This window comes from Vibrio sp. V30_P3S12P165, assembly GCF_009904905.1.
Lineage (GTDB): Bacteria > Pseudomonadota > Gammaproteobacteria > Enterobacterales > Vibrionaceae > Vibrio > Vibrio fujianensis.
This window is the reverse complement of record NZ_WXWH01000060.1, coordinates 53623-69063: the sequence shown is the minus strand read 5'-3', so window position 1 is coordinate 69063 and position 15441 is coordinate 53623. Positions and strand designations below refer to the sequence as shown.

Genomic DNA, 15441 nt, shown 5'->3' with positions numbered 1-15441 from the left:
CTATTCGTAGCGTTTTGCCTTATATTGAGGATGCATTAAATTCTCAACGGAGAAAATATCATCCAACTCTTCAGCACTGAGCAGACCGCGTTCAAGTACCACTTCTCGAACGCTTTTTCCTGTTTCGGCGCAGATTTTACCGACAATATCACCTTCATGGTGACCAATATAAGGGTTTAGATAAGTGACAATCCCGATAGAGTTAAAGACGTAATTCTCACAGATCTCTTTATTGACCGTAATACCATCGATACACTTATCGCGTAAGTTAACGCAAGCATTAGAAAGCAGAGAAATCGATTCAAACATCGCTTGTGCGATAACCGGTTCCATAACGTTAAGTTGTAACTGGCCCGCTTCAGCTGCATAGGTGATGGTATTGTCGTTACCAAATACTTTAAAGCACACTTGGTTAACCACTTCAGGAATCACGGGGTTTACTTTCGCTGGCATAATAGAAGAGCCGGCTTGCAATTCAGGCAGGTTAATTTCATTTAAGCCCGCACGAGGGCCAGAAGAAAGTAGTCGTAAGTCGTTACAGATCTTAGACAGTTTCATCGCCAAGCGTTTCAGTGCGCCATGGGTCATGACATACGCACCGCAGTCAGAGGTTGCTTCGATCAAGTCTTCTGCTGCAACCACTTCAAGGCCAGTCACTTCCGCTAAGTGCTTAACTGCGGCTGCTTGATAACCTGGAGCGGTGTTTAACCCAGTACCAATGGCTGTGGCACCTAAGTTAATTTCAAGCAACAGTTTTGAGGTATATTGCAGGGCGCGAATTTCTTCGTTGAGCGTCACTGCCCAAGCGTGGAATTCTTGACCCACGGTCATGGGAACCGCATCTTGCAATTGGGTGCGGCCCATTTTGAGTATCTCTTTGTACTCTTCGGCTTTGAGTTCAAAAGCCCCTTTAATATATTCAACTGATTCAATCAGTTTAAGTACGCTGTTATACACAGCAATGCGGAAGCCGGTTGGGTAAGCACAGTTGGTGGACTGACTTTTATTCACGTGATCATTTGGGTTAATGAATTCGTATTGACCTTTTTCTTTCCCCATTAGCTCGAGTGCGACGTTGGCAATTACTTCGTTAGTATTCATATTGACAGAAGTGCCTGCGCCACCTTGGAATACGTCGGATGGGAATTGATCCATGCATTTACCGGTCTCTAAAATTAGATCACAAGCTTGGATGATGTAGTTCGCTACCTCTTTCGGAATGACGCCTAACTCTTTGTTTGCCAGCGCGGCTGCTTTTTTAGTCATAATCATGCCGCGAACAAATTCAGGGACATCAGAAATGGTAACATTAGAGATATTGAAGTTTTCAATCGCACGTAATGTGTGAATACCGTAATAAGCATCAGCGGGAACATGGCGCTGACCGAGTAAATCTTCTTCGATTCGGGTTGCTTTCGGGGTGTTGATAGGGGCATCGGATAGGGTAGCCATAACAGGATCCTTAAGATAATAATTCTAACTTTAGATTGATAATGCTTAGCCACATCTGCCTTAAGAATCCATTCATCAGAATTTGGGGCTGAAAAATCTGTCCTGACTTCTCCGGGCATAATACTTGAGTGATATATAAAAAACAGGAAGTGGATCACCTTTTTTACCAATGATATGAAAAGATTTACCGGATATCACACGGCGATCTCAATCTAGGTAGAAAAAGAAGTAAACGTCTACGAATTGGCGGGAAATAGGAATGATTCTCCTTAAGCAGAATTCGTTTTTTGGCCCTAAATGTCTAACTAAAATGTGAGAAATAAGGCGGAGAAGTTGCAGTCTTTTTTTCATCACGTTACCGTGAGTGAGAATTATAAGACCAACGGTTAGCTATGGTTTATCTGTTACGTGAAGCGCTCGTTGTTAGGGTCTGTTGAGCGATAAGCTGTGTAAGTTAAGGAGCGAGTGTGTTTGCTATTTTTTTGGTTGCCTTTATAACGGTGCCGATTATCGAAATCGCTGTATTTATTCAGTTGGGGAGCTTTATCGGGCTATGGCCGACAATAGCATTTGTGGTATTAACTGCGATCGTTGGCGCATCATTGGTTCGTAGTCAGGGGATATTAACGTTGGCAGCGGTGCAGAGACGAATGCAGCAGGGTGAGTTGCCTGCTCTGCAGATCATGGAAGGGGTTATGTTGGCCGTGGCCGGTATATTATTACTCACGCCGGGCTTTGTGACCGATTTTCTCGGGTTACTTTTGTTGCTACCCGTTCCGCGCGCTTACTTGGCAAATTATTTAATGGGTAAGCTGGTGGTTCACTCCATGGGCGGTGCAACGTTTTATAGCAGCAGTTCAACGTTTGACGGTCATAGCACGTCACACGGCGATACTTTTGATGGGGAGTTTGAACGTAAAAATGACGATGATGATCACGATGCGCCGCCTCGACTTAACTAGTCACCTCGACTTAACTAGTCACCTCGACTTAACTAGTTAATAGCGTGTCGCTGGCCTCTGCGTTAGCTAAAGTATGGAGAATTATTTTTCAGTTTTGGAATAAAACGATTGCTTATTATCGAATAAAACCCTATAGTGTCCTGGCTCTAGAGTTAAGAGTTATTAATGAAATCAAAAGTAAAAGTAAATTCTTAGTATCCCATCGTAAAAGTTGTTGTCCTAATATTTCCCTTACCTGATTCGTTACATTAAATAATTCATGCTAAAGCGAATTGGCGCATCAGCGCATCATTCAATGAATTTTATAAATTAAGGGACAAATTATGTCTAATCAAGCAACTGGTACAGTAAAATGGTTTAACGAAACTAAAGGTTTTGGTTTCCTATCTCAAGACAACGGTGGCGCAGATGTATTCGTACATTTCAATGCTATCGCTTCTGAAGGCTTTAAAACGCTTATCGAAGGTCAAAAAGTATCGTTTATCGTTGAAAACGGTCAAAAAGGTTTACAAGCTGCTCAAGTTGTAACTCTATAATAGACTGATACTTATCAGAATATATAAAAGGTCGCTTAGGCGACCTTTTTGCTTTTCGTTAGTTTTTGTTTTGGTCTGTTTTAACGGGCGTTTAATGGTGAGTGAGAGTCATCTAAGCGCTGCGTTATTGAGCACCGTTAAATCCCATTTGTCGCCAAGCTTCAAAAGCAATGATAGCGACCGCATTAGACAAGTTAAGGCTACGAGCTTCTGGCATCATCGGAATGCGGATGCGCTGAGCCATAGGCAAACTTTCAATCAGATCGGCTGGTAGTCCTCGTGTTTCTGGGCCAAATAGCAATACATCGCCAGCTTGAAATTGTGCATCAACATGATGGCCAGTGGTCTTGGTGGTACAAGCAAAAATACGATAATGGCCACGAGTGGCTAAATAATCGAGAAAAGCTTGATAATTTTTATGACGCGTGACTCGCGCTAAATCATGATAGTCCAACCCAGCACGGCGAACTTTTTTCTCTTCTAAATCAAAGCCTAATGGCTCAATTAGATGCAAGTTTGCCCCACAGTTCGCCGATAAACGGATGATGTTCCCAGTATTGGGGGCAATTTCTGGTTCATAAAGAGCAATGTCAAACATAGTGGGCTACTTTTTTCAATGGAGTCGCTGAGTATACCTGACTCAAGGCTGGATCGGTAACGTGACTTGTACTTTTAGCCCGCCTAATGAGCTACGGCTGGCGATCACTTGGCCACTGTGTTGGCGAATCGCACTTTCTGTAATCGCTAGCCCTAATCCGGTTCCCCCACTGTGTCGGTCACGAGCGGTTGAAACGCGATAGAACGGTCGGAAAATATCATTTAATTCATGCTCGGGAACGCCGGAGCCATTATCTTCGACGGTGATAGTGAGTTGATGAGGCTCGGCGATAAAGCGTACTTCAATATGATCAGTACCATAAGTAATTGCATTTCGAACCACGTTATCCAAAGCGCTCATTAAGAGTTTGGGATTACCTGAAATGTACCGTTCTGGAATCGGATCACGAATCAGCGTTTTGTGCATTTGTTCCGCTTCAAACTGTGCATCCTCTAGGATCGCCTCCCATAAACTGCTTAATGGTTGAATCTCTCGACTAAGATGGCTATTGGTTTGCATGCGTGAGAGCGTGAGTAGCTCACCAATCATACGCTCTAACCGCTGAGCTTCGGTATCGATTCGTTCTAATTCACTACTTTGTCCTTGCTTTCGAGTGGCTAAGGCATTGGCCATGCGCAGGCGAGTGAGTGGTGAACGCAATTCGTGGGAGATATCTGACAATAAACGTTGTTGGCCAGAAATCATCAGATTGACGGCTTCAACCATCTGATTAAAACTACGCCCTGCTTGACGAAATTCTGTGGTGCCTCTTTCTAGATTAGGGTCAACCACAAATTCTCCCCTTGCGACTCGCTGTGCCGCCGAGGCAAGCCGTTGGGCTGGTTGACTGAGTGCCCAAGCGAGCCAGAGTAATAATGGCGTACTGACTAGCATGACCGACAGTAAAAGATGCAAGGGTTTGTCAAATAAGCGTAATAAGAAGGGCGGTGGCTCATCCCAGCGTAAACCGATATACAGTAATAAATCTTGTTGAGCGAGATGAATGGGCACCGGGCCTGAGATCATATAGCGTCCATATAAACGTTGTTGAGGTTTGTTAATGGATTCGATACTGGTGGTGAAATTTCTGAGTGCTTTGAGTTTAAAATCTTCATGCCGTTTAGTGGTGAGTATATTTCCCTCTTGATCGGCGATAAAAAAACGAGGGCGGGTGTCATTATGCATATGTCCCATTGCTTCCAACTGAGCAATGATACTGGATAATTGAGTTTGCTTACTAAATCGATCTTCAATATTGCGTTTATAATCGAGCATGCGTTGGTGGCTATTTGCGGGCAAATCTCGGGATTTTCTCGGATCGAGATGTGGGAGAGACAGCACTGCGATAATCACCAATAACATGGTTAGCCAGAAAATAGCAAAAATACGTCCGTATAAGTTATTGATTTTAGGAAGACGCATTAATCCTCCTGAACCATTAAGTAGCCACGACCCCGTAAGGTTTTGATCCGTGGTTTGTTATCGGATCGAGCCGGTAATTTTTTTCGTAAATTAGAAACATGCATATCAATGGCTCGATCAAAGGCGGCGAGTCGTTTACCTAATACATCGAGGCTAAGTGCTTCTTTGGTCAATGTTTCTCCTGGGTTTTGCACAAAATGAGCCAGCAAAGCAAATTCGGTACTGGTTAAGTCTAACAGTTGGCCTTGGCAGTAGGCTTCTTGTTTACCGGGATAGAGTTGGATGTCTTGGCATTCGATAACATCAAGCGATTTATTCGCTAAATGGCTTTGTGTGCGACGTAAAATCGCACGGATACGAGCGAGAAGTTCTCGATCACTAAAAGGCTTAGGCAGGTAATCGTCGGCACCAAGTTCTAAACCGATCACTCGATCGATCTCCTCTCCCTTTGCTGTCAGCATCAAAACTGGTGTTTGCCATTGCTCCCTGAGTTTTTTCAGCGTTTCCATGCCATTTAATTTGGGCATCATGACATCCAGTAAAATCAGGTCAACATGCTCATTTAGAGCTTCAAGCCCAGATAACCCATCATTGGCCTCTGAGACTTCAAACCCTTCATAACTCAGCACTTCTTTGAGCAAGCTGGTCAGTTCTGTATCATCATCAATCAGAAGAATATGTGCCATAAATGCCTCTTCATTCACATCAGGTTAGTGATAGTTTACTGTGAAAGTAAACAAAGCAGCAGCAGAGAGTTTACTCTTTACGATTCTTTACTCACGCTAAACACCACTTTACTTACCAGAGCCTATGATCAAGTTAAGCACTGCGTAGGCAGATTTTCTTATCGTACCAGACTTTAGTTATCGCAGAAGCTGGGCGGTAACCTTCATAGAGAGGACATGATGATGAATATGACAAAAAAATGGGTGTTGACGGCAATGGTCTTACCTTTAACTCTGGGTTCTGCGAGTGTTTTCGCATATGGCGGTGGTAAAGGAAAACCGAATCACGATGGTCTGTGTGGCATGCACCATGAGCGTACGATGGCGAGAGAACTTCAGTTAACGCCAGAGCAACAAAGTCAAATAAACGCTCTGCGTGAGCAACATCGTCAAATCATGCAAGAAAAGCGTACATCTGGCCCTCGTGATGCAATGCGTTCGTTACGTGAGCAAGAGCGTCAATTGATGCTTGCCGCTGATTTTGATCAAGCTGCGGCAACTGAATTGGCAAAACAGATGGTCGATATACACATAGAGCATCGGGTCGATAGGATTAAAAATCGCCACCAGATGATGAGTATTCTTACGGATGAGCAGAAAGACAAATTACAAACATTACAGCAAACATGCATGGATGAAAACTGGCAGCAAAATCCAAGAGCAAACAATGATCGGCCTCGCGGACATCATGATGGTTCAAGAGGTAAGGGGCGTTTTTAATTGCGCTTAACACTGACTTGACGGCAACAAAAGCAGCGCTGAATGTGCTGCTTTTGGTTTTTGTAGCGTTCAATGACGCTTTATGGTTGCTGGTATTCTTCTTGGTTTTTTTGTCTGTTATGCGCCTTATTACTGAGCATGAAATCTGCCGCTGATCGCCCCTTCATGTGTATAATTAATTCTTTGTCTCTTATATCTCTCGTAACGTAACGGTGATCGGTAATGAAAAAGGAATATGCGCGTCTAGTCACACTTGCTGCTTGGACGGCAACCTTGGTTGCTAGTTTTTTATTGCTAGTGAAAATAGCCGCTTGGTGGGTGACAGGCTCGGTGAGTTTATTGGCGTCAGTGGTTGATTCGTTATTGGACATTGCCGCTTCCGTCGTTAATTTAATCGTGGTTCGTTATGCCTTACAACCGGCCGATCGGGAGCATACTTTTGGTCACGGTAAGGCCGAGTCCTTGGCGGCTTTAGCGCAAGCGATGTTTATCTCTGGCTCCGCCTGTTTCTTAATTTTGAACGGTGTTGAGCGTTTTTTCCGGCCGCATGAATTACAGTCGCCTGAATACGGTATTTATGTCAGTGTGTTCGCCATGCTCGTTACCTTTGCTTTAGTGATGTTTCAGCGCTACGTGGTGAAAAAAACCGCCAGCCAAGCGATTGCCGCCGATTCACTGCATTACCAAACCGATCTCTATATGAACGCGGCCATTATTGTGGCATTAGGTTTAAGCTGGTTTGGTTTCAAACAAGCGGATGCTATTTTTGCTATTGGCATCGGTATTTACATTCTTTACAGTGCCTTTCATATGGCGTATCAGGCGGTACAAACGTTATTGGATAGAAAGTTACCTGATGAAGAATTAGCCCAGATTCAAGCTGTTTCATTGTCGGTAGACGGGGTGCTGGGCGTGCATCAATTACGCACGCGAATGGCCGGGCCGATTCGCTTCATTCAGTTACATCTTGAGTTGGAAGATCAAATTCCATTGATTGAGGCGCATCATATTTCCGATCAAGTTGAAGATAAATTGTGCCAAACGTTTCCCGGTGCAGATGTCTTGATCCATCAGGATCCTTATTCCGTCGTATTTGGGGCGGAGAAAAAACAAAAACATCATGCTTGGTAAGGAAAGATGAGTTGAGTTTGACTATCTTTTACCCAATACAACTAAAAAACGTGATCCTGATATGAATCAACAAAGCTATCGGGTAAAGCTGTAATACTCTTACAGAAGTAGTAAAGTTACAAAATACGCTCAAATAACAGTAGTATTCCTGCTTGGGCAAGGTAACATAACAGATAATTTAAACAGATTTTGTTGCTCTTTTTCGTTAGTGAGCAACGTTAAAAATGAGTATTAAATTCTCAAAAAATCGAGGGTGAGCATGATTAAGAATATCGGTGTTTTGACAAGTGGTGGTGATGCACCAGGCATGAATGCTGCAATTCGCGGCGTTGTCCGTACCGCATTAGGTGCTGGCTTAGGTGTTTATGGTATTTATGATGGCTATTTGGGTTTATACCAAGATAATATCAAACAACTAGACCGCTACAGTGTTTCTGACGTGATCAATAAAGGGGGAACCTTTCTTGGATCGGCTCGTTTCCCTGAATTTCGTGATGAAGAAGTGCGTAAAAAGGCGATTGAGAACTTAAAGAAACATAACATCGATGCTCTTGTGGTAATCGGTGGTGACGGCTCTTACATGGGAGCCAAAAAACTGACTGAAATGGGTTTCCCTTGTGTCGGTGTACCGGGCACGATCGATAACGATATTGCCGGAACCGATTACACCATTGGTTACCTTTCTGCGATTAACACCGTTATTGATGCGATTGATCGTCTGCGTGATACCTCCTCTTCTCACCAGCGTATCTCAATTGTAGAAATCATGGGCCGTCACTGTGGTGATCTGACGCTGATGTCTGCGATTGCCGGTGGCTGTGAGTATGTGATTACGCCTGAAACTGGTTTGGATATGGAGGAATTGATTTCTAATATTCAAGATGGAATATCTAAAGGCAAAAAGCATGCAATCATTGCATTGACTGAGCTCATGACCGATGCCAGCCAGTTGGCAAAAGAAATTGAAAAAGCAACCGGACGTGAAACTCGGGCAACGGTTTTGGGCCATATTCAACGTGGCGGGCGACCAACCGCATTTGACCGTATTTTAGCTTCCCGCATGGGGAACTACGCGGTGCATCTCTTACTAGAAGGTTACGGTGGCCGTTGTGTCGGTATCCAAAAAGAAGAGTTGGTTCACCATGACATCATTGAAGCGATTGAAACGATGAAACGCCCTGTGCGTCAAGATCTATTCAAAGTCGCAGAAGAGCTATTTTAAGTTCTCGCTTGATTTGTGATGACTTATAAAAAGACCGCTCAGGCGGTCTTTTTTTATCGGAGTGAGTTAACGCCATTCGGTTATAAAATAATTTCTCGCACTTCAGGATCTTTGCGTTCTAAATAGTGGGTGGATTTAATTCGACGAATCGTACGACAGCGGCCACGAATCAATAGTGTTTCAGTGGTGGCTATATTGCCTTGGCGAGTGATGCCTTCTAGTAGATCCCCTTTGGTGATGCCGGTGGCGGAAAAAATCACATTATCACTGCGTGCCATCTCTTCTAGGGCGAGAACTTTATTGGCTTCTACCCCCATTGCTTGGCAGCGAGCCAGTTCTTTCGCACCCCAAATGCGGTTATCTTCTGTTTCTCCTTTCACTTGATGACGAGGTAAAAGGCGACCTTGCATATCGCCATCTAAAGCACGGATCGCTGCAGCAGAGACGACGCCCTCAGGAGCCCCTCCGATACAGTACATGGCATCAACTTCGCTGTCTGGCATGCAGGTAAGGATAGAGGCAGCAACATCACCATCGGGAACGGCAAAGACGCGCACCCCCATTTGCTGCATTTCGTTGATCACTTGATCATGGCGAGGTTTTGCTAAAGTAATCACGGTGAGTTGATTGAGTGGTTTATTTAAGACGCTAGCAATATTGGTCAGGTTTTCAACTAATGGCTTAGTTAAATCAATACAGCCTTTAGCACCAGGGCCAACCACTAATTTTTCCATATACATATCAGGGGCTTTTAAAAAGCTATCTTTTTCTCCGACCGCAAGCACGGCTAAAGCGTTGGATTGTCCCATCGCCGTCATGCGGGTCCCTTCGATGGGATCGACCGCGATATCCACTTCATCGCCACCTAACCCGACTTTCTCACCGATATAGAGCATTGGGGCTTCGTCAATTTCGCCCTCTCCAATAACGATTTCACCTTTAATGTCGACTTTATTTAATAACGTTCGCATGACTTCAACGGCAGCGCCATCAGCGCTATTTTTATCACCACGGCCAAGCCATTTATAACCAGCTAATGCCGCACCTTCAGTTACTCGAGAAAAGGCCATTGCTAAATCGCGTTTCATGATCACTCCAAGCTGAGATTTGAAAGAGGGAAAAATGTGCGCGGATTTTAGCACACTAATAAGAAAACGTTTGCTATTTACTAAGCTTGGGAGTTGCAGTGGATCAAAATCAGGTATAAAAACCCGTATTTAGCCTGCTTTTTTATCAGAGAAAAGTAGCAATGTGAGTCTCAAGTAAAATTATGAGTTTTTTTTAGCCAAATGATGAGTTAGATCGAATATAGTGAGTGTTTCTCTGCGCTCGGCTGAGTAGAATGGAGCGATAAAGTGAAGATTGTTCACTCAACTGAATCAATGAAAGGGTAAGTAGCATGTCTTTTGAAGTACTAGAACAGCTAGAAGCAAAAATTCAAACGGCGGTTGATACAATCGCTTTACTGCAAATGGAAGTCGAAGAGCTGAAAGAAGAAAAACAGCAGCTAGTGACTGAGGTGCATGAGCTAAAATCCAGCCGCGAAGCACTAGAGCAGAAAGCACAACAAATGGAACAAGAACACACACAGTGGCAAGAGCGTATTCGCAGCTTGTTGGGTAAAATGGAAGAGGTTGAGTAAGGATACTGCCGTTAGCGGTTACATGCTCAATCAATAAAAAAACACGTCGACTTGAATCGGCGTGTTTTTTTATCACTCGCCATTTTTTAGCGAGGTCTTACCCCTAGGGTATGACAGAGTGCATAAGTCATCTCGGCACGATTGAGAGTATAAAAATGGAAATCTTTCACGCCTTCACGGCTCAGGATGCGGATCATATCGATCGCTTGGCTCGCGCCGACCAGTTGACGAGTCACGGGATCGTCATCCAAGCCATCAAACTGTTTTGCCATCCATTGCGGGACTTTGACATGATTTTGCGCAGCAAAGCGAGAGGCTTGCTTGAAATTAGAAACGGGTAAAATACCCGGGACAATTTCCACATCAATGCCGGCGGCGACACAGCGATCACGAAAGCGTAAATAACTTTCCACATCGAAGAAGAACTGAGTAATGGCTCGATTTGCTCCGGCTTCGACTTTACGTTTTAGGTTAAGGAGATCGGCTTGAGCACTTTTGGCTTCAGGATGAACTTCTGGAAAAGCGGCCACCGAAATATCAAAGTCATGGCGAGATTTTAGCAAAGCCACTAAATCAGCGGCATACATCTCTGGTTTACCGCCACCGAGAGGAATGTCACCTCGTAGTGCAACGATACTTTGAATACCGTTGTGCCAATAGTCATCAGCGATGGTGATTAATTCATCGCGGCTGGCATCAATACAGGTTAAGTGTGGTGCGGCAATCAGCCCTGTTTGTTCTTTAATGGCTTTAATAATCGAATGAGTCCGGTCACGTTCGCCAGAATTGGCACCATAAGTGACAGAAACAAATTTAGGGTTAAGATTTTTTAGCCGATGCACCGAATTCCACAATGTTTCTTCCATTTTGGGAGTGCTGGGTGGGAAAAATTCAAAAGAGACATTAATATCTGAAACTTCAGAAATGCTTTGATTTAGAGCATCGATATGACTTGCGTGTGTGTATCCCATTTTTCTCTCCCTGCGGCGAATACTTAACCTAAGTATTATTTACGTATAGACGTCCATATGTCTGTAGCATCTCTTGAATGGTTTTTAATGTCAACATTCATCATATGAAGTTTTTTCATCTTCAAGGTGAAGGGATTTCAAGTCTCAGCGACTTGTGAATCGATCATATTGTGAGGCTAATGTAAGATAATTTAGCCTACTATGATCGGGCTGTCGTCGCTTTTATAATCACTCTGGTTTGATACAAAAAAGCTCACCACGATGGGTGAGCTGAAAACGTAGATAGGCGAGCCGTGTCAGAGTAATCGGGCCAGTAAATTGATATCGGATTGAATGGCTCCCGCGGTGACGTCCCGCCCAGCTCCTGGGCCACGAATGACCAGTGGGTTATCTCGATACCACTGACTTTCAATCGCAAAAATGTTGTCACAAGGGCGTAGATTTGCCAAAGGATGTTCTTGATCTAAGGCTTCAACACCCACGGTCGCTTTGCCATTTTTCTCTAACCTAGCCACATAACGTAACACTTTGTCTTCTCGCTGAGCGCGAGTGAGACGATCTGCTAAATTTAGATTCAATTGCTGGCTTTGATCGAGAAAGTCGTCCAAGGATAATCGTTGTAAGTTTTCCGGTACCAGTGATTCTACTTTGACTTGTTGTGGTTCAATGTTGAGTCCTGATTCGCGCGCTAAAATAACCAATTTACGCATTACGTCTGAGCCGTCCAGATCATGTCGAGGATCGGGTTCTGTTAAGCCTTGCTGCCAAGCGAGGTCAACTAATTCATTGAATGGAATGGTGCCGTCATACTGTTGAAATAACCAAGAAAGGGTACCGGAGAATATCCCTGAGAGTGCGGTGATTTCATCCCCACTTTCCCGCAGATCCCGTACGGTATGGTTGATAGGCAAGCCTGCGCCGACGGTTGCATTATAAAGCCAGTGGCGACCAATTTTGCTAAAGGCTTCTTTGACTTGCTGGTAGTATTCACTACTAGCGGAACCCGCGACTTTATTAGCTGAGATGAGATGCAACCCTTGCTGAGCAATCTCTAAATATCGATAAGCAAGTTCTTCACTAGCGGTGACATCGAGCACGATCACATCATCATAGCCAGATAATCGACCTAACTGCGTTAACCACGTTTGTCCATCATTAGGTTGAGCTTCATCTTGATAATTATCATCGACTTTACGGGCATCTATTCCTTGTTCATTAAACCAATAGGTTTGGCTATCAATGACGGCGACTAGTTCGAAATTCATGCCGTAGCGTTTTTCCAGTGCGTTTTTTTGTTTTGTAAATAGCTTTAACCAGCTCGATCCTATATTGCCTTTACCGCATAGTGCAATCGCAACGCGTTTCTGAGCTTGGAATAGTTGATTATGTAGTTCAATCACACGTTGATTTAGCGGGGTGTGGCGTAGTATTGCGACTAAGCTAAGTTCTGATTCGGCAGGGCAGATAAATTCGACCGGTGCATTTTTAAGTTGTTGATAAAATCCAAAGTTGTGTTGAGCATTACGGGTCACACCCGCGCCAACCGCAGCCAATAAGCAATATCCTTCTTTGAGTTTACTTTCTGCCGCGAGAGCGGAATCTTGTAAATAGGTGAACACTTCACTGGCGACTTCACGAGTATAGGCAAGGCGAAGTTGCTGCTGGTCGGCTTGAATTTCAAAGGCAAGAGGTTCGAGTTGAGCGCGCTGTAGGCGTGATTGAATATCTTGTTGTAGACGTTGAAAGTCTTGTCCTGATGGTAATGACAACTCAATCAGTAATACATCATCTAATGAGGTTATAATTTTTGCGCCGCGTCCAGATGCTAAAATACGTTCAATGCGTGTCGAGCCTGATTCAGGTTGATGAGTACAACGTAAATATAAATCCATGGTGCTTTGTGCAACCGGCTGTAAGGTTCGGCTATGTAAAACGGGCGCTGCTAGCCGTGCCAATTCATTGGCTTCATCCAAACGCAGTAATGGTAACAAGCAAGCATTGTCCACGATTCGAGGATCGGCGCTATATACGCCTGCGACATCGCTCCAAATGGTCACGCGGGAAACGCCAGCTAAAGCACCAATGACCGTTGCGGAGTAATCGGAACCATTTCGCCCCAGCAGTACCGTTTCACCTTGATGATTACGTGCCATAAACCCAGTAATCACGATTCGTTGCTGTGTCTGTTGTATTAATGCTTCTTTTAGCAAGGGGTAGGAGCGTGCACGGTCGACTTCTGGCTGTGGGCCGTTTTCTGCTCGCAAAAAATCGCGTGCATCCAGAGCTACCGCTGGAAGCTGTTGATCATTGAGTAAAGCAGCCAGCAAGCGTGCAGACCACACTTCACCATGGCCAAGTACGGCAGCGCGCTCAGCACTAGACAGTGGCGTAGGCAATTCACTGAGTGCTGAACACTCATCATTGAGTTTTTCTAGTAATATGGCGGCCCTATTATCGGGTAATAGAGCTTCAATCAGTTGACTTTGGTATTGACGTAATGACTGTAATAATTCATGAGCGATACGGCCATCGGTTGCTCGTTGTTCTAAAAAAGCGATGAGGTGATTGGTCGTTTTTCCTGCCGCGGAGACGACAATCAGATCTTCTGCTTGTGAATAGCTTTTCAGAATCCCGATCACTTTTTGGTAGCAAGCGGCATCGGCGAGGCTACTTCCTCCAAATTTATGCAGTTGTCTCTCCATTAACAGCTCTCCTGTACTTTTTTAAAGGCTTGATCGAGATCCGCAATTAAGTCTGTCACCTCTTCTAGGCCAACGGATAAACGTAATAATTGTTCTGAAACGCCCGCTTTTGCTAACGCCTCTTCCCCCATTGCGCGATGGGTCATGGAGGCAGGATGACAGACTAAACTTTCTACCCCGCCTAATGATTCAGCTAACGAGAAAAGAGCAAGGTGACCGACAAAAGCTTTGAGTTGAGCAAATGAGCCTGCAAAATCAAAACTGAGCATTGAACCAAAGCCAGTTTGTTGCTGTTTAGCGATAGTATGGCCAGGGTGAGAGGTTAAACTGGGATGATAAATGGTGGCCACTAAAGGCTGACTTTGTAGATAAGTTAAAATACGTTGCGCACTTTCTTCATGTCCACGCATTCTGGCTGCTAAAGTACGTAGCCCCCTAAGTGTCATGTAACTATCAAACGGGGTGCCGGTAGAACCGAGGCAGTTACCCCACCATGCTAGCTCTTCTGCATGCGGGCTGGTTTTACTGATAATAGCACCACCAATCACATCAGAATGACCATTCAGATACTTGGTGGTGGAGTGAATGACAAAATCAGCCCCTAAGGTTAGTGGTTTTTGATAAATCGGTGTAAGAAAAGTATTGTCGACGGCAATCAGTGTGCCCACGGCTTTGGCTTGTTGACAAATGTCGGCAATATCAACCACGCGAACGAGTGGATTTGATGGTGTTTCGATGAGTAGCAGTTTAGGTTTGAGAGCGAACGCATCCGCTAAAGCTTGCGGATCGGATTGGTCGATAAATAGCACCTTGAAATCCCCTTTTTTCGCTCTGGAATTGAGCAGTCGATAGGTGCCGCCATAGCAATCATGGGGTGCAATAATCCACTCTTTAGGGGTTAGAAAGGTGGAGATCCACAGGTTAATGGCGGAGGTTCCACAGTTGGTCACAATGGCCCCTTCTCCCCCTTCTAATTCAGATAAGGCCTGTTCAAGTAGCCCTCGATTTGGGTTACCCGAGCGTGTATAGTCATAGGTGGGGACTTCACCAAAAGCAGGAAATCCATAGTTAGTTGATAAATAAATGGGGGGAACAACAGCATGGTATTGAGTATCTGATTCAATACCGGTTCGAGCGGCAATGGTGGCTGACTGACGAGTGGTCATAACGATTTCCTTTCCTGATGATCGTCCGATATTGGAATGAATAGGTTCATTCACACAACCTATCATCACACTGATGACGATAAATAACGCTATTTGATCTTTTAGATAAGTTGACACTTTACTCATCACTAAATGAGACGTCAACACTTCTAGATGTCTATATGTCTTTGCTTATGGCGGTAAATCCCGCTA

14 protein-coding genes are annotated in these 15441 nt (G+C 44.4%); 6 read left to right on the top strand and 8 right to left on the bottom strand.

Translation table 11 applies throughout. From position 1 onward, the window contains the following. Complete coding sequence (aspA, locus tag CAG57_RS12370; protein ID WP_161427020.1) at positions 1-1452, bottom strand: aspartate ammonia-lyase; 1452 nt, start codon at positions 1450-1452, stop codon at positions 1-3. A 467-nt stretch (positions 1453-1919) separates the two neighbouring features. On the opposite strand from aspA, the gene CAG57_RS12365 reads away from it, so the two are divergent. Together CAG57_RS12365 and CAG57_RS12360 are read left to right on the top strand one after the other, a co-directional pair. After that, entirely contained in the window at positions 1920-2414 is a 495-nt protein-coding gene (locus CAG57_RS12365) for an FxsA family protein (RefSeq protein ID WP_161430979.1), read from the top strand. Between the two features lie 323 nt (positions 2415-2737). Beyond that, complete coding sequence (locus CAG57_RS12360; RefSeq protein WP_099610260.1) at positions 2738-2950, top strand: cold-shock protein; 213 nt, start codon at positions 2738-2740, stop codon at positions 2948-2950. Positions 2951-3074: 124 nt separating this feature from the next. Here CAG57_RS12360 and CAG57_RS12355 read toward each other — a convergent pair whose 3' ends face one another. Genes CAG57_RS12355 through CAG57_RS12345 form a run of 3 tightly spaced genes read right to left on the bottom strand, consistent with a single transcriptional unit; the run spans position 3075 to position 5656 of the window. Beyond that, entirely contained in the window at positions 3075-3548 is a 474-nt protein-coding gene (locus CAG57_RS12355) for a tRNA (cytidine(34)-2'-O)-methyltransferase (protein WP_099610261.1), read from the bottom strand. A 42-nt stretch (positions 3549-3590) separates the two neighbouring features. Then, complete coding sequence (gene cpxA / locus CAG57_RS12350; RefSeq protein ID WP_161428379.1) at positions 3591-4970, bottom strand: envelope stress sensor histidine kinase CpxA; 1380 nt, start codon at positions 4968-4970, stop codon at positions 3591-3593. Further along, the gene (locus tag CAG57_RS12345) at positions 4970-5656 is read right to left on the bottom strand and encodes a response regulator (protein ID WP_099610263.1); all 687 of its coding nucleotides are present in this window, start codon (positions 5654-5656) and stop codon (positions 4970-4972) included. Before CAG57_RS12345 ends, cpxA begins: the two co-directional genes overlap by 1 nt. Positions 5657-5878: 222 nt before the next feature. Here CAG57_RS12345 and CAG57_RS12340 point away from each other — a divergent pair, with 222 nt between their 5' ends. The 3 genes from CAG57_RS12340 (at position 5879) to pfkA (ending at position 8768) form a co-directional block, all read left to right on the top strand. Then, a complete protein-coding gene (locus CAG57_RS12340; protein ID WP_161428393.1) occupies positions 5879-6415 on the top strand; it encodes a CpxP family protein in 537 nt (178 codons plus the stop codon). A 222-nt stretch (positions 6416-6637) separates the two neighbouring features. Next, a complete protein-coding gene (gene fieF, locus CAG57_RS12335) occupies positions 6638-7546 on the top strand; it encodes a CDF family cation-efflux transporter FieF (RefSeq protein ID WP_161428380.1) in 909 nt (302 codons plus the stop codon). A 259-nt stretch (positions 7547-7805) separates the two neighbouring features. After that, the gene (pfkA, locus tag CAG57_RS12330) at positions 7806-8768 is read left to right on the top strand and encodes a 6-phosphofructokinase (protein ID WP_161428381.1); all 963 of its coding nucleotides are present in this window, start codon (positions 7806-7808) and stop codon (positions 8766-8768) included. Between the two features lie 80 nt (positions 8769-8848). Here pfkA and glpX read toward each other — a convergent pair whose 3' ends face one another. Next, positions 8849-9856 (bottom strand): class II fructose-bisphosphatase, encoded by a 1008-nt coding sequence (glpX, locus tag CAG57_RS12325; RefSeq protein ID WP_099610266.1) that lies wholly within the window; start codon positions 9854-9856, stop codon positions 8849-8851. Positions 9857-10167: 311 nt separating this feature from the next. On the opposite strand from glpX, the gene zapB reads away from it, so the two are divergent. Then, on the top strand, positions 10168-10410 hold the full coding sequence (gene zapB, locus CAG57_RS12320) for a cell division protein ZapB (protein ID WP_099610267.1): 243 nt from the start codon (positions 10168-10170) through the stop codon (positions 10408-10410). 86 nt (positions 10411-10496) lie between these two features. Here zapB and metF read toward each other — a convergent pair whose 3' ends face one another. The 3 genes from metF to CAG57_RS12305 all read right to left on the bottom strand — a co-directional run bounded on the left by metF (position 10497) and on the right by CAG57_RS12305 (position 15249). Further along, complete coding sequence (gene metF / locus CAG57_RS12315) at positions 10497-11381, bottom strand: methylenetetrahydrofolate reductase (protein ID WP_161428382.1); 885 nt, start codon at positions 11379-11381, stop codon at positions 10497-10499. 296 nt (positions 11382-11677) lie between these two features. Continuing rightward, positions 11678-14089, bottom strand: coding sequence for a bifunctional aspartate kinase/homoserine dehydrogenase II (locus CAG57_RS12310; RefSeq protein ID WP_161428394.1), 2412 nt, complete (start codon positions 14087-14089; stop codon positions 11678-11680). Then, on the bottom strand, positions 14083-15249 hold the full coding sequence (locus CAG57_RS12305) for an O-succinylhomoserine (thiol)-lyase (RefSeq protein WP_161428395.1): 1167 nt from the start codon (positions 15247-15249) through the stop codon (positions 14083-14085). The genes CAG57_RS12310 and CAG57_RS12305 overlap by 7 nt, the downstream gene beginning before the upstream one ends. Positions 15250-15441 lie beyond the last annotated feature (192 nt).

Bases quoted from the DNA above. Each gene is read 5' to 3' on its own strand.
- CAG57_RS12360 (WP_099610260.1), top strand. From the start codon at position 2,738: ATGTCTAATCAAGCAACTGGTACAGTAAAATGGTTTAACGAAACTAAA.
- glpX (WP_099610266.1), bottom strand. From the start codon at position 9,856: ATGAAACGCGATTTAGCAATGGCCTTTTCTCGAGTAACTGAAGGTGCG.
- fieF (WP_161428380.1), top strand. From the start codon at position 6,638: ATGAAAAAGGAATATGCGCGTCTAGTCACACTTGCTGCTTGGACGGCA.
- CAG57_RS12345 (WP_099610263.1), bottom strand. From the start codon at position 5,656: ATGGCACATATTCTTCTGATTGATGATGATACAGAACTGACCAGCTTG.
- CAG57_RS12340 (WP_161428393.1), top strand. From the start codon at position 5,879: ATGAATATGACAAAAAAATGGGTGTTGACGGCAATGGTCTTACCTTTA.
- aspA (WP_161427020.1), bottom strand. From the start codon at position 1,452: ATGGCTACCCTATCCGATGCCCCTATCAACACCCCGAAAGCAACCCGA.
- zapB (WP_099610267.1), top strand. From the start codon at position 10,168: ATGTCTTTTGAAGTACTAGAACAGCTAGAAGCAAAAATTCAAACGGCG.
- CAG57_RS12355 (WP_099610261.1), bottom strand. From the start codon at position 3,548: ATGTTTGACATTGCTCTTTATGAACCAGAAATTGCCCCCAATACTGGG.
- metF (WP_161428382.1), bottom strand. From the start codon at position 11,381: ATGGGATACACACACGCAAGTCATATCGATGCTCTAAATCAAAGCATT.
- pfkA (WP_161428381.1), top strand. From the start codon at position 7,806: ATGATTAAGAATATCGGTGTTTTGACAAGTGGTGGTGATGCACCAGGC.
- cpxA (WP_161428379.1), bottom strand. From the start codon at position 4,970: ATGCGTCTTCCTAAAATCAATAACTTATACGGACGTATTTTTGCTATT.
- CAG57_RS12305 (WP_161428395.1), bottom strand. From the start codon at position 15,249: ATGACCACTCGTCAGTCAGCCACCATTGCCGCTCGAACCGGTATTGAA.